14 protein-coding genes are annotated in these 14,751 nt (G+C 62.2%); 4 read left to right on the top strand and 10 right to left on the bottom strand.

The window, feature by feature from the left end; all coding sequences use genetic code 11:
• Positions 1–4: 4 nt before the first annotated feature.
• The 4 genes from EWM57_RS07690 to EWM57_RS07675 form a co-directional block, all read right to left on the bottom strand.
• Positions 5–553 carry a nucleoside/nucleotide kinase family protein gene (locus EWM57_RS07690; RefSeq protein ID WP_129920559.1) on the bottom strand — a complete coding sequence of 183 codons (549 nt, stop codon included), beginning with the start codon at positions 551–553 and terminating at the stop codon, positions 5–7.
• A 55-nt stretch (positions 554–608) separates the two neighbouring features.
• On the bottom strand, positions 609–1,304 hold the full coding sequence (locus EWM57_RS07685) for a YjjG family noncanonical pyrimidine nucleotidase (RefSeq protein ID WP_129920558.1): 696 nt from the start codon (positions 1,302–1,304) through the stop codon (positions 609–611).
• Positions 1,305–1,355: 51 nt separating this feature from the next.
• Positions 1,356–1,673, bottom strand: coding sequence for a (2Fe-2S) ferredoxin domain-containing protein (locus EWM57_RS07680; protein WP_129920557.1), 318 nt, complete (start codon positions 1,671–1,673; stop codon positions 1,356–1,358).
• Positions 1,674–1,747: 74 nt separating this feature from the next.
• Positions 1,748–2,140 (bottom strand): ArsR/SmtB family transcription factor, encoded by a 393-nt coding sequence (locus EWM57_RS07675; protein ID WP_129920556.1) that lies wholly within the window; start codon positions 2,138–2,140, stop codon positions 1,748–1,750.
• 104 nt (positions 2,141–2,244) lie between these two features.
• On the opposite strand from EWM57_RS07675, the gene EWM57_RS07670 reads away from it, so the two are divergent.
• Together EWM57_RS07670 and EWM57_RS07665 are read left to right on the top strand one after the other, a co-directional pair.
• The gene (locus tag EWM57_RS07670) at positions 2,245–2,934 is read left to right on the top strand and encodes a carboxypeptidase-like regulatory domain-containing protein (protein WP_165370450.1); all 690 of its coding nucleotides are present in this window, start codon (positions 2,245–2,247) and stop codon (positions 2,932–2,934) included.
• A gap of 204 nt (positions 2,935–3,138) precedes the next feature.
• A complete protein-coding gene (locus EWM57_RS07665; protein ID WP_129920554.1) occupies positions 3,139–4,512 on the top strand; it encodes an NAD(P)/FAD-dependent oxidoreductase in 1,374 nt (457 codons plus the stop codon).
• Positions 4,513–4,649: 137 nt separating this feature from the next.
• Here EWM57_RS07665 and EWM57_RS07660 read toward each other — a convergent pair whose 3' ends face one another.
• The 6 genes from EWM57_RS07660 to EWM57_RS07635 all read right to left on the bottom strand — a co-directional run bounded on the left by EWM57_RS07660 (position 4,650) and on the right by EWM57_RS07635 (position 13,517).
• Positions 4,650–5,024: a PH domain-containing protein gene (locus tag EWM57_RS07660; RefSeq protein ID WP_129920553.1), complete on the bottom strand. Its 375-nt coding sequence runs from the start codon at positions 5,022–5,024 to the stop codon at positions 4,650–4,652.
• A gap of 69 nt (positions 5,025–5,093) precedes the next feature.
• Positions 5,094–5,501, bottom strand: coding sequence for a hypothetical protein (locus EWM57_RS07655; protein WP_129920552.1), 408 nt, complete (start codon positions 5,499–5,501; stop codon positions 5,094–5,096).
• Positions 5,502–5,621: 120 nt separating this feature from the next.
• A complete protein-coding gene (locus tag EWM57_RS07650; protein ID WP_129920551.1) occupies positions 5,622–6,248 on the bottom strand; it encodes a Yip1 family protein in 627 nt (208 codons plus the stop codon).
• 155 nt (positions 6,249–6,403) lie between these two features.
• On the bottom strand, positions 6,404–8,761 hold the full coding sequence (locus EWM57_RS07645) for a M1 family metallopeptidase (RefSeq protein ID WP_129920550.1): 2,358 nt from the start codon (positions 8,759–8,761) through the stop codon (positions 6,404–6,406).
• Positions 8,762–8,877: 116 nt separating this feature from the next.
• A complete protein-coding gene (locus EWM57_RS07640) occupies positions 8,878–9,477 on the bottom strand; it encodes a HupE/UreJ family protein (RefSeq protein WP_129920549.1) in 600 nt (199 codons plus the stop codon).
• 119 nt (positions 9,478–9,596) lie between these two features.
• Positions 9,597–13,517 carry a T9SS type A sorting domain-containing protein gene (locus EWM57_RS07635; RefSeq protein ID WP_129920548.1) on the bottom strand — a complete coding sequence of 1,307 codons (3,921 nt, stop codon included), beginning with the start codon at positions 13,515–13,517 and terminating at the stop codon, positions 9,597–9,599.
• A 375-nt stretch (positions 13,518–13,892) separates the two neighbouring features.
• Here EWM57_RS07635 and EWM57_RS07630 point away from each other — a divergent pair, with 375 nt between their 5' ends.
• On the top strand, positions 13,893–14,384 hold the full coding sequence (locus EWM57_RS07630) for a hypothetical protein (protein ID WP_129920547.1): 492 nt from the start codon (positions 13,893–13,895) through the stop codon (positions 14,382–14,384).
• Positions 14,385–14,397: 13 nt separating this feature from the next.
• Positions 14,398–14,751 (top strand): hypothetical protein (locus EWM57_RS07625; protein WP_207218280.1); only part of this gene is annotated, 354 nt, incomplete at its 3' end.

The raw sequence follows: 14,751 nt of genomic DNA, 5'->3' as shown, positions 1-14,751 counted from the left end.
TGGCTTAGAGCTGGGCCAGCAGCTGACGCACCTGCTGCTCCAGCGCGGCGCGGGAACCCACGTTGTGCAGCACGGCCGCAAACTGGTCGTAGGTGTCCATCACCGTTTCCGAGGGATGGGTGTCGTCGCGGGTGCCGTCGCCCTGCTGCTTGAGCGGGTCGCCTTCCACGCGCAGCATCAGGCCGCCGCGGTCCAGGATGGGCTGGGCCTCGTTGGGAAAGCGCACGTCGGGCACGATGACGAAGCTGTTGGGCGGCAGGCGGGCAAAGAAGGCCTGCACCCAGATTTCGTAGTTCCAGGCCCGCAGCGCCCCGCCCACCTGCTGGAGCATCTCGCCCCGGGTGCGGCCAAAGGCGGGCAGCAACTCGGTTTTACCCGTTTGCGTGTAATAAGGGGCCACGTCTTCGCCGGCCAGCGTGGCGCACACTGCCTTGATGGCGTCGCCGAAGGACATGATCTGCCAGTTGCGCTCGGGCTGGAGCTGCTGAATCAGGCGGGCCACGGTGTCCTTGCCGCTGCCTCGTTTGCCGGAGATGCCCAGGAGTTGAATCATAGTCGGGCAAAGGTCGGCAGCCGGACCCGGAGTAGTGTCAACTTTGTACGCTGTACTATAAAAAGCTCTTCAGCTCGCTCAGGCAGGCTATTTCGTGGGTGACGGAGGTGAAGTGGCGACGGCGCTCGGGGTTGAAGTACACCTGGTCGATGCCGGCGTTGTAGGCGCCCAGCACGTCGCACTCCAGGTTGTCGCCAATCATCAAGCTTTCGGCGGCCGTGGCGCCGGTGCGCTCCAGGGCGTGGGCAAACATGCGGCGGTCGGGCTTCAGAAAGCCGCTGTGCTCGGAGGTAATAACTTCTTGAAAGTACGGCGTCAGGCCCGAAGACGTAAGCTTGATGTGCTGCACGTCCTGGAAGCCGTTCGTAATCAGGTGGAGCGTGTACTTGGTTTGCAGGTAGTCGAGCACCTCGTGGGTGAAGGGAAACACGGCCGCCTTCCGGGGCAGAAGGTTGGTGAACTCCTGGGAAATCGTGGCCGGAACCTCATTTTCCGGCACGCCCAGCTTGGTCAGCGTCCGGGTGAAGCGCACGGCCCGCAGCTGCTGCTGGCTGATCTTGTTGCCCTGGTAAAGCCGCCACAGCGCATGGTTGATGCTGCTATAGACGCCGATAAACTCCTCGACGCCAAACGTGCCGTAGCGGCCTAGCTGGTGGAGTTCAAAGAGGTGGCGCAAGGTTTCGTCGGCATTCTTCTCGAAGTCCCACAGCGTATGGTCGAGGTCGAAGAAGAGGTGGCGGTAGGTTTTCACGAGCGAAAAATTCAGGGAAGTAAGTTAACAACGGGCGGTAATGGCAGCGGGCTACTCCAGCAGCAGGCGCTTCACCGGCCGGCCCTCGCCGAGGTGCTTTTGCACCAGTTCGGCCGCATCAGTGGGTTTCACGTCGCCGTAGAACGTGCCTTCGGGGTAGATGACCAGGGCCGCGCCGGGGCCTTTTTTGCACTGCTTACACACGTCGAGGCAGTTGCAGGTTTGCACCCGGCTGTGGCGTTTCTGCCCGCCCACCAGAAAGTTTTTCAGGCCCTGCTTTTTGAGGGCAATTTTCAGGGCCTTGGCCACGTCCTTGCCGACCTCGCTTTTCTGGTTGTTGCAAACGAAGATGTGGTAGTCGAGCGGCATGGCAGGCGGGAAAGCGGGGTTTGGGCTTACGAAACACAACAACAAAAACCGGCTCGAATTGGCGCCCGCCCTACTTACAGCGGCTTGCCAGTCCAGCGGCGGTTTTGCAGCTTGTACGCGGCCAGCTCCCGGTTCGACCACAGCGTCTGGTAAATCTGCTGGTCGTGCACGAGCTGGGCGTCTTTTTCCATGAAGCTCAGCAGCTGCTGAACCAAGTCGGCGGCTTCGTCCTTGAGAAAGTAGAAGGCCCAGTTGTCGAGGCGCCGAAAATTCACCAAACCCGCATTTTTCAAGTACAATAATTGCCGCGAGGTTTTGGTTTGCGTGAAGTCCAGCACCTGCTCGAGGTCGGAGATGCACATTTCCTGATTGCGCCACAGCAGGTGCAGGATCCGCACGCGCGACTCGTCGCCGAAAGCTTTGAATAGTTGCTGACCAAATGCAACGTTGAAGTGTTTGAGACGCATCTGTTGTCTGGGTGGCGGCGCAGGGCCGAAAACGGAACAAATTTACACCCGCGCCGGGCTTTGGCCCCCAAAGTGCCGTATTATTGTAGTCTGTAATGCTTTGTATGCCTGATCTTATTCGTTTTCGCACGCTCTGGCTTTCGCTCACGCTGGTCCTGCTTGGCTGGCTGAGCGGGGCCCCGACGCAGGTGCGCGCCCAGGGCCAGCGCCGCGTGGTGCAGTTTTCGGGCATCATTGCCACCGGCGACAGTCTGCTGGGCGTGCCCGGGGCTACCATCTTCGTGCCCAAGGCCGGCCGCGGCACCGCCACCAACGCCTACGGTTACTTCTCGCTGCCCGTGCTCACCGGCGACAGTATCGTGATTCGCTCCCTGGGCTACCGCAACCAGACCGTGGTCATTCCCGAAGGCTACCAGCGCCAGAGCTACTCCGTTATTGTGCAGCTCAAGGAGGACGCCACGGTGCTGCCCGAGGTACGCATTTTCCCCTACGCCACCGAAAAAGCCTTTAAGGAAGCTTTCCTGGCCCTGCGCCTGCCCACCGAGCGGGGCTCCGCGGCCGCCGAAAATCTCAGCGCCAGCGTAATGCGGCGCATGTTCAACAACCTGCCGGTAACCAGCATGGGCAACTACCGCCAGACCATGCAAAACCAGCAGTACGACCAGTCGCGGCGCATGGGCACGGCGCCCACGCCCCAGACCAACAACCCGCTGCTGAACCCGTTCAGCTGGCTGCAGCTTATCAACCAGGTGAAAAGCGGGGAGTTCAAGAAAAAGGAAGGCGTCGACTACTAGCCGCCAACTGCTCCTGAGGCCGCATATTGTGGAAAAGCCCGCTCCGAGCGGGCTTTTTCATGGCCGGCCGCGGCGGGAAAAGGTGGGGGTGCGCGCGGCGGCGTGCAGCTCCACGGTAACAAGACGGAAGGTTTTGCGGTAAATACTCCGGCGGGGCTATGCTTGTGCCGAGCCCTTTCTTCGCCCCGCCTTACTGACCTTTCTATGGATACGAATCTTCCGGTTTCCGCGCATCCGCGCGTCGTCATTGTGGGGTGTGGTTTTGGGGGGCTGCGTCTGGCCAAGGCCCTGCGCGATGCCCCGGTGCAGGTGGTCATGATTGACCGCAACAACTACCACAACTTCCAGCCCCTGCTCTACCAGGTAGCTACCGGCGCGCTGGAGGCCGACAGCATTGCCTACCCGATCCGCAAGATTTTCGCGGGCCAGAAGAACTTCTTCTACCGCATGGCCGACGTGGAGCGCGTGGATACGGCCCGCAACATGGTGCACACCAGCGTGGGCGAAATCCGCTACGACCACTTGGTACTGGCCACCGGCTCCCTTACCAACTTCTTCGGCATCGAAAGCCTGGAGAAGAATGCCATGCAGATCAAGAGCATTCCCAATTCCCTGAACCTGCGCAGCTTTATTTTCCAGAATTTCGAAAAAGCCCTACTCACGGAGAACCCCGACGAAAAGCAGGCCCTGATGAACATTGTGGTGGTCGGCGGCGGCCCGACGGGCGTAGAAATCAGCGGCTCTTTGGCCGAAATGCGCAAGCACGTGCTGCCCAAGGACTACCCCGAGCTGGATTTGAGCCAGATGCAGATTATTCTGGTGGAAGCCGGCAAGGAGCTGCTGGGACCCATGTCGGTGAAGTCGCAGCAGGACGCGCTGCGCTACATGCAGGATCTGGGCGTGCAGGTGCGGCTCAATACGTCCATCAAGCGGTTTGAAAACTGCCGCGCCTACTACTCTGATACCGACTTTATCCCGACCGAAAACCTGATCTGGGCTGCCGGCGTGAACGGGGCCGAAGTACCCGGCCTGCCGGCCGAAGTCGTGGCCCGCAACAAGCGCATCAACGTGAACCTGTGGAATCAGGTGGCGGGCTTCCAGAACGTGTTTGCCATCGGCGACGTGGCCAACATGGTGACCGAGGACATGCCCCGGGGCCTGCCCATGCTGGCGCCCGTGGCCCAGCAGCAGGCCGACCTGCTGGCCAAAAATCTGCAGCGCATCTTGCTGGGCCAGCAGCCTGAGCCGTTCAAGTACAACAACAAGGGCGTGATGGCCATTGTGAGCCGCAACAAGGCCGTGGTCGATTTGCCCAAGGACGTGCACTTCAACGGCTTCTTTGGCTGGCTGACCTGGCTGTTTGTCCACCTGATGACGCTGGTGGGCTTCCGCAACAAGGTCGTGGCCTTTATCGACTGGGCCTTCAGCTACTTCAGCTCCGACCAGGCCCTGCGCCTGATTATCCGCCCCTTCAGCCGCCGCGACGTGAAAGACGACAAGGGCAAAAAAGCCGCCGAGCACGCCACTGCCACCCCCGAGTACAACCCCACTCCGCCCGCTATTCAGACGCCAGCGTGAGGTGAAGTGGTGAAGTGGTGAGTTTGTCGTTCCAGCGTTGCGGTTACGGCCGTGTACGCTGTCATTGTGAGGCAAAGCCGAAGCAATGACAGGCAGCCCAAAAGCGCCAGCGGAACGACAACTCACCAGTTCACCACTTACAGCGCGTGTTCCGCCAGGGCTTTGCCGATGTCGTGGATGCTTTGGTTGTCGCGGAAAGTTTTGCTGATGGGCTCGGTTTGGCCGCGCACCCAAATCTTGAGCTCCGCGTCGAGGTCGAAGTGGCCGGTAGTCTCCATGCTAAACCGCTCGATGCTGCGGTAGGGCACGCTCATGATTTCCTTTTTCGTGCCCGTTAGCCCCTGCTTATCCACCAGAATCAGGCGCTTGGTGGTGAAGATGATTTGGTCGCGGAAAACGGCGTAGGCTTTTTCCACCCGCTCATCGGCAGCGAGCAGGCGGTTCAAATCGTTCTGCGTTTCCTGAATGTCGTTGGCGGAAGCGTTGCCGAGTAGTGCGTCGAGGAGGCCCATGGCTAAGAGGAAAAGGTTAGGGCATCAAGCTACCAAAAACTTCCGTCAGCGCCCACCGGGCCAGGTCAGTTAGTTCCCAACCGGGAGCTTGCTGGCAAGGCAGCTCACGAGAGAAACATTGCTCAGTACCACGTGTGGCACGGCCAGGGGAACCGTGTTTTGGGGACAGAAAGCCTGCCGGGCCGTGGGGCTGGTTTGGTAGGTGAAGTAGATAGTCTGGCCGGCGCGCACCACCTGGCCGGCCACCCGCAGGCTGTCCGTAGATTCCAGATTGACGGCGGCCACGAGGTTGGTGTAATTACCCGAGGGCGCGCCAATGGCATACCGGCGGTCTACTTCCAGCAGCAACCCATCCATGCAGGCGGCGCCCACTACTTTGGCGGAGTAGCAGGTTGGCGCGGGTGTCTCGTCGGGGCCGCAGGTAGTACAGCCGGCCAGTGTCGCCAGCAAGCCAAGCGCAGGGAAAAAGTGTCGCATAACAGCAGAGGAAAAGTGGAGCCGATACAGGGCGTATAATCGGGAGGCTGCTGAACGGAAAGATGGTTGCATGCGCCAACAAAGCCGGACAACTTCATCCGTTTTGTTGGCGCTGAAAACTCAGAATGATTGCACTAGCAGAATGAGCAGCACAATGGGCACCAGAATAACGGCCACGGGCAAAATCAGGTTGAGAATGGCTCGGCCAGCCGTGAAATGCTGCACCAGTGAAATTCCGTGCACCAAAATCACTAGGCTCCAGATTCCCAGCGTCAGTTGAATCAGGCTAATAACTATCCAGATGACGCTGTCGGAAAAGGAGATATCGGCGGGCGTGCTCTTAAACAACTCGTCGCCGAATAGCAGCACTTCGGGTAGCAGCAGTGCCAAGGAAACCACAGTCGGTACCAGCGACCAGGCCAGGACCGTGCGGAAGGTTTCCGACCCGGCCGTCCCGTTCAGCCAGCGGCCCGTCAGGCTGAGCATCCACGCGTAGAAGTAGTAGAAAATCCAACCCGTGAGTCCGCCTACCACGAAAGTCAGCAGCAGCACGGCCACCGTCCCCATCTTGTCGCCCGCATTTTGTTGCGAAGCCCGGTCCACGGCCCGCGCAATGCCGCCCAGGCACAGCAGCACCGGTACGTACTTGTCGGGGTGGTAGAGCAGAATAGACTCCAGCGTGCGCCGGGGCTGAAACCAGATAGTGGTCAAAGGATTGTTTATCGGAACGGTTGGCTCGTCGGACATAGCAGGGATAAGTATTCCCGGTAAAGCTAAGCCAATTTTGAAGCGGGCGCGTCAATAAAACAGTCCCTTGGGCAACAATAGTTACCAGGGGCGAAAAACAAAAAAGCCAGTTACAGCGTGCTGTAACTGGCTTTTCTATGGTAAGCAGAGCGGGGCTAGTTGGCGCCGCCGGCGCTGGTGCCGGGCTTCTGCTCCTTCTGCTGCATCGACGTTTGCTGCTGCTGCATGGGGTTGGGCTGAGCGCGCTGCTGCTGCTCAAACAGCTCGAAGCGCGAAGGCGCGGCCCGCTGCGGGTAGGCGTTGTTCGACAGGTCGGTATCGGCCGTTTCCAGATAGGGGTCCAGCACGAAGCTCACCACCGGCTTTTCGGTCACGAACACCTTGGTGACGTGCTCGTTGTTTTTGCGCCAGATTTCGGCCGGAATGTTTACGATTTCCTGCTTGCCGTCCTCGTAGGTCATCTGCACGATAACGGGCATCACCAGGCCGCCCACGTTGCGCAGATCCATCTCGTAGAAGTTCAGCCCGGCCTTCAGGCGCGTCTGCTGCTCGGGCGTGAGCTTGCTCACGTACTGCTGGTAGCGGGTCTTGTCGGCGTCGGTGGTGGCAATCGGGTCGTAGGAGTTGTAGAAGTCCTTCAGGTCAGGCTTGATGTCGACCAGGGTTTTCTGGATGTCCTGCAGGTTGCGCTGCTGGGAGAGGGTCTTGGGCTCGGCGTTGAGCATTTCCCGCTTGCGGGCGTTTTCGATTTCGGGGTTTTTCGAATCCACCGAGTACCACTTCACGCCCTCGATGGCAAGGTCGGTGCGGTCGGTGGTGTAGAACCAGCCGCGCCAGAACCAGTCCAGGTCGGTGCCCGAGGCGTCTTCCATGGTGCGGAAGAAGTCGGCGGGCTCGGGGTGCTTGTAGGCCCAGCGCTGGGCGTAGGTTTTGAAGGCGTAGTCGAAGAGCTGGCGGCCCAGGATGGTTTCGCGCAGCATGTTCAGACCGGTGGCGGGCTTGGCGTAGGCGTTGGGGCCGAATTGCAGCACCGACTCCGAGTTAGTCATAATCGGGGTCTGCAGGCTCTTGTCGGTTTTCATGTAGTCGACAATGTTCTTGGGCTCGCCGCGGCGCGAGGGGTAGTCCCGTTCCCATTCCTGCTCGGTCAGGTACTGCACGAAGGTGTTCAGGCCCTCGTCCATCCACGACCACTGCCGCTCGTCGGAGTTGATGATCATGGGGAAGAAGTTGTGGCCCACCTCGTGGATAATCACCGAAATCATCCCGTATTTCCGGTCGGCGGAGTAGGTGCCGTCCTTCTCGGGGCGGCCACCGTTGAAGCACAGCATCGGGTATTCCATGCCGCCCACCGGGCCGTGCACCGAAATGGCGACGGGGTAGGCGTAGGGAATCGTGAACTTGGAGTAGGTCTTGATGGTGTGGGCCACGACCTCGGTGGAATACTTGCCCCAGAGAGGGTTGCCCTCCTTCGGGTAGTAGCTCATGCACATCACCGGCACGCCGTTCTGCTTGATGCCCATGGCATCCCAGATAAACTTGCGCGAGGAAGCCCAGGCGAAGTCCCGCACGTTCTTGGCGGCGTAGGTCCAGGTTTTGGTGCCTTTGGCGCGGCCCTGCTCGGCCTTCTCGGCTTCCTGCTGGGTCACGATGAGCACGGGTTTGGTGGCCGAAGCCGCCTGGGCAAAGCGCTTGCGCTGGGTGGCGCTGAGGACCTGGTCGGGATTCTGGAGCGTGCCGGTGGCCCCCACCACGTGGTCGGCGGGGGCGGTGATGCTTACCCGGTAGTCGCCGAAGGGCAGGGTAAACTCGCCGGTGCCCAGAAACTGCTTGTGCTGCCAGCCCTGGTTGTCGGAGTACACCGCCATGCGGGGGTAGAACTGGGCAATTTCGTAGAGGTAGTTCTTGTCGTCGGGGAAGAACTCGTAGCCGCTGCGCTGGTTGATTTTCAGCTGATCATTCACGTTGTAGTGCCAGGCAATGCTGAACGTAAACGCCTGCTTGGGCCGCAGGGGCATGGGCAGATCCACGCGCATCATGGTGTGGTTGATGACGTAGGGCAGGGCCTTGCCGCCCTTCACGTTCACCGACTCAATCTTGAAGCCCCCGTCGAAGTCCGACTTGACCAGGTAGTCCAGAGCCTGAAACGACATTTTATCTTGCACCGCATTCACCTGGGTGGCCGCCGTGATGGAGTTCTTGTCGAGGATGTTCTGGTCGAGCTGCACCCAGAGGTAGGTCAGCACGTCGGGCGACAGGTTGGTGTAGGTGATGTCCTCGGAGCCCGAAATGGCCTGCTTGTCGTCGTCGAGCTTGACGCGGATGTTGTAGTCGGCGCGCTGCTGCCAGTAATCGGAGCCCGGCGCGCCCGAGGCCGTGCGGTAGGTGTTCGGGGTGGGCAGGGTAGTGCCGAGCTGGGCAAATTTGTCGGTGCCGGAATTCGTGGTCTGGGCCAGCAGTGGTGCCGCGGCCATTCCCACGAGGCCAGCGCCCAGGAGAAGTTTTTTAAGCATATGTCAGTGTGGTAAGAAGCAAATCAGACGTCCGGCAAGTTACGCAGCCCATAGCCGGCCGGAAAGCAAGGACGCGGGTGCAGGGGCCAACGCTGCACGGCGGGCCGTAATTCCTTTCAGGCGGTTAAATTCTGCAGCAGCAGCACGGCCGCAATGCCTCCCGCCGCCCCGCTGACGACCAGCACCCAGTCGCGCCGGGCGGCGCGCAGGGCCCGCAGCACCACCAGGCCCAGCAGCAGAATCAGGGCCACAATCAGCAGCTGGCCCAACTCCACGCCCACGTTGAAAGCCAGCAGCTCCAGCACCGGACGGCTCTGGTGGCCCAGCAGCTCGCGCAGGTAGCTGGAGAAGCCCAGCCCGTGAATCAGCCCGAAGCCGGCGGCCAGCGCGTTGGGTAGGGCCAGCACCAGGGGCCGGCGGTTTTGTTCAGCTTCGCGCAGCCCGGCCCGGCTCAGGTTCAGGGCGCAGGTCAGCAGGATGGTCAGCGGAATCAGCACCTCAATCAGCTTGGGGCTGTAGCGCACAAAGCCCAGCGTAGCCAGCGCCAGCGTGACGGAGTGGCCCACGGTGAAGCTCGTGACCAGCGCCACTACCCGCCGCCAGTCGGCCGCCACGTAGGGCGCGCACAAGGCCAGCAGAAACACGAGGTGGTCGTAAGCCTGCAGGTTGAAGATGTGGAAGAAGCCGAGCTGGAGGTAGGTCTGGAAAACGGACATAAGGCAAAGCTACGGCGCCGGGCAGAAACTCGGCGCCTCCGCGGCCAGCGCCGACGGGCACAAAAAAAGCCCCGGCCAATGCGGCCGGGGCTTTTCTAAGGGCAGGAAGTACTACCCAACTATTCCTTCACGATGCGGCGGGTGTCGAGGCCGCCCTCGGTTTTGGCGCGCAGGATGTAGATACCGGCGGGCAGCTGCGAGAGGTTCACGGCCTTCACGGTCGTGCCAGCCGAGGCCGGTACCGAAGTCGTGAATACGGGCTGACCCAGGGCGTTGAGCACGGTCAGCTCCACGGCTTTGCGGTAGCCGGTCAGCTCCACGCTGAGCTTGCCGTCATGGGTCGGGTTCGGGAATACGCTCAGCGACGAGCCGGCCAGCGGCTTCACGGCCGAAGTCACGGTCAGCGTAGCCGAGGGCAGCGAGGCGCAACCGTTGGCGTTGGTCACAACCACCGAGTAGGTGCCGAACTGGGCCGGGGTGTTCACCACGTAGGTCTGGCCGGTAGCGCCGGGACTCAGGTTGCCGTTCAGGTAGAACTGGTTGCCGGTAGCCGAGCTCGAGGTGAGCGTGGTGGTGGCGCCGTTGTAGACAACGCTGATGGTCGGCGTGGCCGGACGGGCGTTGATGGTCACGGTCGTGGTGGCCGAAGCCGCGGTGCAGCCGCCCGAAGCCGCTACGGTGTTAACCACCGTATAAGTGCCGGCCGTGCTGGTCGCCAGGTTGATAACGCCGGTGGTGGCGTTGATAACCAGACCCGAGCCCGAAGTCGTGAACGTGCCGCCGCTGGCGCCCGTCGGGAAGACTGGCGCCGGGTTGGTTCCACCCACGCAATAAGCCGCGTTGGCGTAGGAGAAGGTCGCTACCGGAGCGCTGGTTACCGTTACGGTCGCCGTGCTCGAAACGGGGCAAGGACCACCCACGGTGTAAGTCACGGTGTAGGTGCCCGTGTTGGAGGCCGCTAGGTTGATAGTGCCGGTAGCCGGATCAATCACGAGGCCCGAGGTCGAGGAGAACGTACCGCCGGTGGTGCCGGTGATGGTTGGGGCGGGGTTGGTACCGCTCTTGCAGAACGTGCCGCTGGCGTAGGCAAATGTGGCCGAAGTGGCGGGGTTCACCGTTACGTTCACGGCCGACGAGGTGGCCGAGCAGCCGGCGGCGCTGGTCACGATTACGGCGTAGCTGCCGCTGGCAGCCACCGTCACGGAGTAGGTAGCGTTGGTAGCGCCGCTGATGGGGTTACCGTTGAGCAGGAACTGGTAGGTCGCACCCGACAGGGCGTTAGCCTGTAGCGTCAGCGTGCCGGGGCCGCAGAACGTGGTCGGCGAGGTAGCGGTCAGCGAAGCCAGGGGCAGCGGGTTTACCGTTACGGTTACCGGAGCCGAGAAGACCGTGCGGCCGTCGCTGGTCAGGATAACGGCGCGGTAGGTGGTCGTCGCGGTCAGGTTGGTGAAAGCCAGCGTGGGACTGTTGTTGTTGCCGGGCACGTCCACAAAGCCGGAGCCGTTGTCGAACTGGTACTTCACTACGGTGCCCACGAAGTTGGTCAGCGAAATCGTGCCGGCGTTAGTGCCGGTGCACACGGCTACGGGCGAGCTGGAAAGCTGACCGCCTTCGGTGTTGGCCAGCACGAAGTAGTCGTTGCCGGGCGTCAGGTTCTGGGTCGAGATGATACCGGTCGTGGGCGTGGCGGCGGCGGCGCCGCCGATGGAGGCGTAAGCACCAGCTGCCGAAGGAGCCTGAGCGATGGTAGCCGTGCCAGCGTTACCGGCAAAGTCGTCGGCGCCGAAGCTCAGCTGCACGCGGGCCGTAGCCGGCAGGTTAGCCGAGTTTTCGAGGCGCACGTAGCGGGTCGGGTTCAGGTTGGTAACGGGCGGAACCGGCGTGCCGCCGGTGGCTCCGTTGATAACCGTAGCGGTGAAAATCTGGTCGGCGCTGGTGGTAATACCCGTCACGACAACCGGACGCCAGCCGCCAGCGTCGCCCACGGCAAACGTGCGGTTAACGGCGGTAGCGCTGTTCACAGTGATGCCCAGCGGGCCTTTCACGTACGAAGTAGCCGAGCCGGTGGGCAGGGTAGCCGCGGCCTTGCCGATGATGATTTTGTTGGCAGCCGAAGTCGTGATGATGCCGCTGGTCAGAATCAGCGAGCCGGTCGAAACGCCGCTGGCGTTGATGGTCAGGTTGCCGCCGGCCACAATCAGGCCCGCGGGATTAGCCATGGTCAGCGCGTCCACGATGCGGGCCGAGGGAATCTCGAAGCCCGTGGTGCGGGCGGTGGTTTCCTGGGCGTAAATCAGCTGCAGGGCGCCGCTGCCAATGTTGAAAGTCGGGGCCGAAGTCAGCGAACCGCTGGTGTTCACGTTGGAAGCCACCCCGATCTGAATCACGAAGAAAGCCGCCGAGCCGTCGCCGATGGTCAGGTTGTTGGTGCCGTTCAGGTTGCCCGTAAACAGGTTCACGCGGGTGGTCGTCACGGGCACGGTCAGCGTGGCGCCGCCGCCGGAGTTATCCACCGAAATGGTCCGGATCAGGGTGTAGGTGCCGCTGCCGCCCAGGGTCTGGGGCACGCTGCCCGCAAAGTAGATGGTGCTGGCGGTGGTCGTACCGGTTATGGTGCCGTTGTTGGTGATGGCCGCGCCAAGTTGCAGCAGCAGCTGACCATTCAGGTTGAGGTTGGAACCGGGCGTGGTGAGCGTGGTGCCGTACACGTTGGTCTGGCCCTGGAGCAAGGCGCTCTTCGGGTTGGTCGTGTTGTCGAGGGTCAGGTTCGGGAACGTGCCGCGGACGCGGAAGTCGAAGTTGGTGGCCGTGGCCGCCGTGCCCACGTTCACGGTACCCCCGGAGTAGGTGTAGGTACCGGCTACGTAGTAGTCGAGGGGCGTGGCGCCGATGCTGCGCTGCACCAAGTTGATGGTGCCACCCGAAATGGCGGTCGTGCCGTTGATGCCGAAGGACGGAATCAGGTCGGCGTTGCCCACCTGGTTTACGTTGATGGTGCCGGCGCTGAGCGTGAAGGTGGTCGAGAAGGCCGAAGCGGCAGCCGTAAATGAGCTCACGCGGCTGGCCGAGTTGATGGTGCCGCCGTCCACGGTCAGCACCGAGGCTGCCGTCAGGGCCAAAGAGTTGCCGATGGCCGTACCCACGTTAAAGGTGCCGGCCGTCACGCGCAGGGAGCCGGAAATGGTGGTCGTGCCGTTCTGGGCTACCACCGTGTAGTTGGGGTTGCTCAGCCAGAAGCCGCCGGTGGTCGGAATGGTGTAGGAGGTGCCGCTGGCGAATACCTTGTTGCTGATAGTAGCGGTACCCGAAATCTTGAGCGTACCGGCCATGTCGGCGGCCGGAACGCTGTTTACGGTCGTCAGGAAACCGTCGCCGGAAGTGGTGCTGCCCTTCACCGAGAGCGTCGGCAGGTTCATGTCCACCACGTCAATCCGCGCCGACTTGGCCAACGAAACCGTCTGCAGGTCGGTGGTGCCCGAGCCGGAGAACGTCACGCTGCCCGCGCCGGTGAAGCGCAGGTCGGAGCCGGTGGTGGGGTTGGCGCTCAGATCGAGCGTACCGTTGTTGGTGATGCTGCCGCCCACTTGCAGGGAGTAAGCCGTGGTGGCCGACGTCAGCAGGGAGCCGGCCGTCGCTACCGTCAGCGAGGCGCAGCTGGCAGCCACGTCGAGCGTGACGGTGGCGCCGCCCACGATGGTCACGTCATCGGCGCTGGTTGGCACGACGCCCCCGGCCCAGCTGGCTGGGTCGCTCCAGTTGCCGCCGGTGGCGGTAGAAGAAATGCTGGCCAGCACCTGCCGGGCTTTCACCGTCTTGGCGGGCAGCTCCGCGCGGGGGGCGGCCGGCTGGGGCAGCGCAACGCGCTCCGCTAAGCTAGTCGGCAGGGGCAAGGGCTGGTTTTGGGCCAAAGCGCCCGTCAGGGAAAACAGGCCGAGGGTGGCAGCCAGCAGGGGCCGCCAGGTGCGCCGGCCCGCGGAAGTGGTCCGGGGCTCGCGCGGGGAAGGCTGAGCGGCACCAGTAATGGGTAAGGAAAGGGGCATAAAGCGGGGAAAAGTGAGAAAAGAAAGGATGAAAAGCAGGCTGACCCAGGCTCAGTAGCTTGGGCGGAGGGGGGATAACCGGGGAAGCCGGAAAGGCGGGCAACGCTGCGCAGGCAGCGCGTAGGAAGCTCAAAAAAACCTTGTACGGACGAACGGATAAAATAGCACGGTAGCAGGCCAGTAAAGATGCTGCCTTTTTCAGGGAGTTGCATTATCAGTAGACAACTATTACTTCCCCCATGTTGCCGCCTGCACCAGCCGGACCTCCCAGGGCCGATTTGCTGGGAGCAGCGTGGCGGACCAGCAGGGCTGAATGGTTGCTACGCGTTGATTTTCGCGCCTTATATTGCGGGTATTTACCCATCCTCCGTTTTTATGACCAAACGAATACTGGCTCTGTTATTTCTAAGCCTGAGCAGCACCCCGCTGTTCGCCCAGCAAGAGTCCCTCGAATCCCTCACGCGCAAACAGGGGCTGCGCAATCAGTACCTGCACAACGACACGGCCCAGGCCATTATCAACCTCTACGGCCGGCGGCAGGGCGGCGGGGTGAGCTGGATTGTGGGTTCGGCCCTGGCAGCGGCCCGCATTGCCACGGCCCCCAGCAACAACCAAGTAGTGGGCGGCGGCTACGTGGTGCAGGAAAACACGAACAACGGGGCGCTGGCCTTCGTGTTTGCGGCACCCTTCGCAGCCTACGGCGCCGGTAAGCTGTTGCACTACAGCAACGGCAAGCTCGAAATGGTGCTGACCAACTACGCCGCCGGTAAGCCCCTGGCCCGGTCCCTGCGCCGCAAGCTCAAGCCCCGGTTCTTCAATCAGCCCATCATCGACTACAAGCCCGTTGAAGCCGTTCCCGCCAAGTAGCCGTCCCCGCACCGTGGCGGGTCCTAAGCTCTGGCTGCTGGCTGTGCTGCTATTGAGCGGCCCGGCCGCGCTGGCCCAGGCGCCGGCTCCCGCAGCTACCCGCGCCGTGGCACCTGCCGACTCGGGCGCGGTGCTGCTGTTCAACGGCTGGTATCTGCCCCGCTACGAGCCCCGGGCCGGGGAGGCCGACTCCACGGGGGCGCTGCTGAGCTTGTTTCGGAAGCGCCGCACGGCGGGTTGGCTTTACACGCTGCCGTTTATAGCCGGCCTGACACTGGCCCTACCCGTCTCGTCCACTGACCGGTACGGGAATCAGCAGGTGGCCGACGAAGCCATATCCCCACCCCTGGGCACGGTCGTGCTGGGC

Origin of the sequence: Hymenobacter persicinus (genome assembly GCF_004167665.1) — a bacterium.
Taxonomy (GTDB): Bacteria; Bacteroidota; Bacteroidia; order Cytophagales; family Hymenobacteraceae; genus Hymenobacter; species Hymenobacter persicinus.
This window is presented reverse-complemented; position numbering and strand designations above follow the sequence as displayed.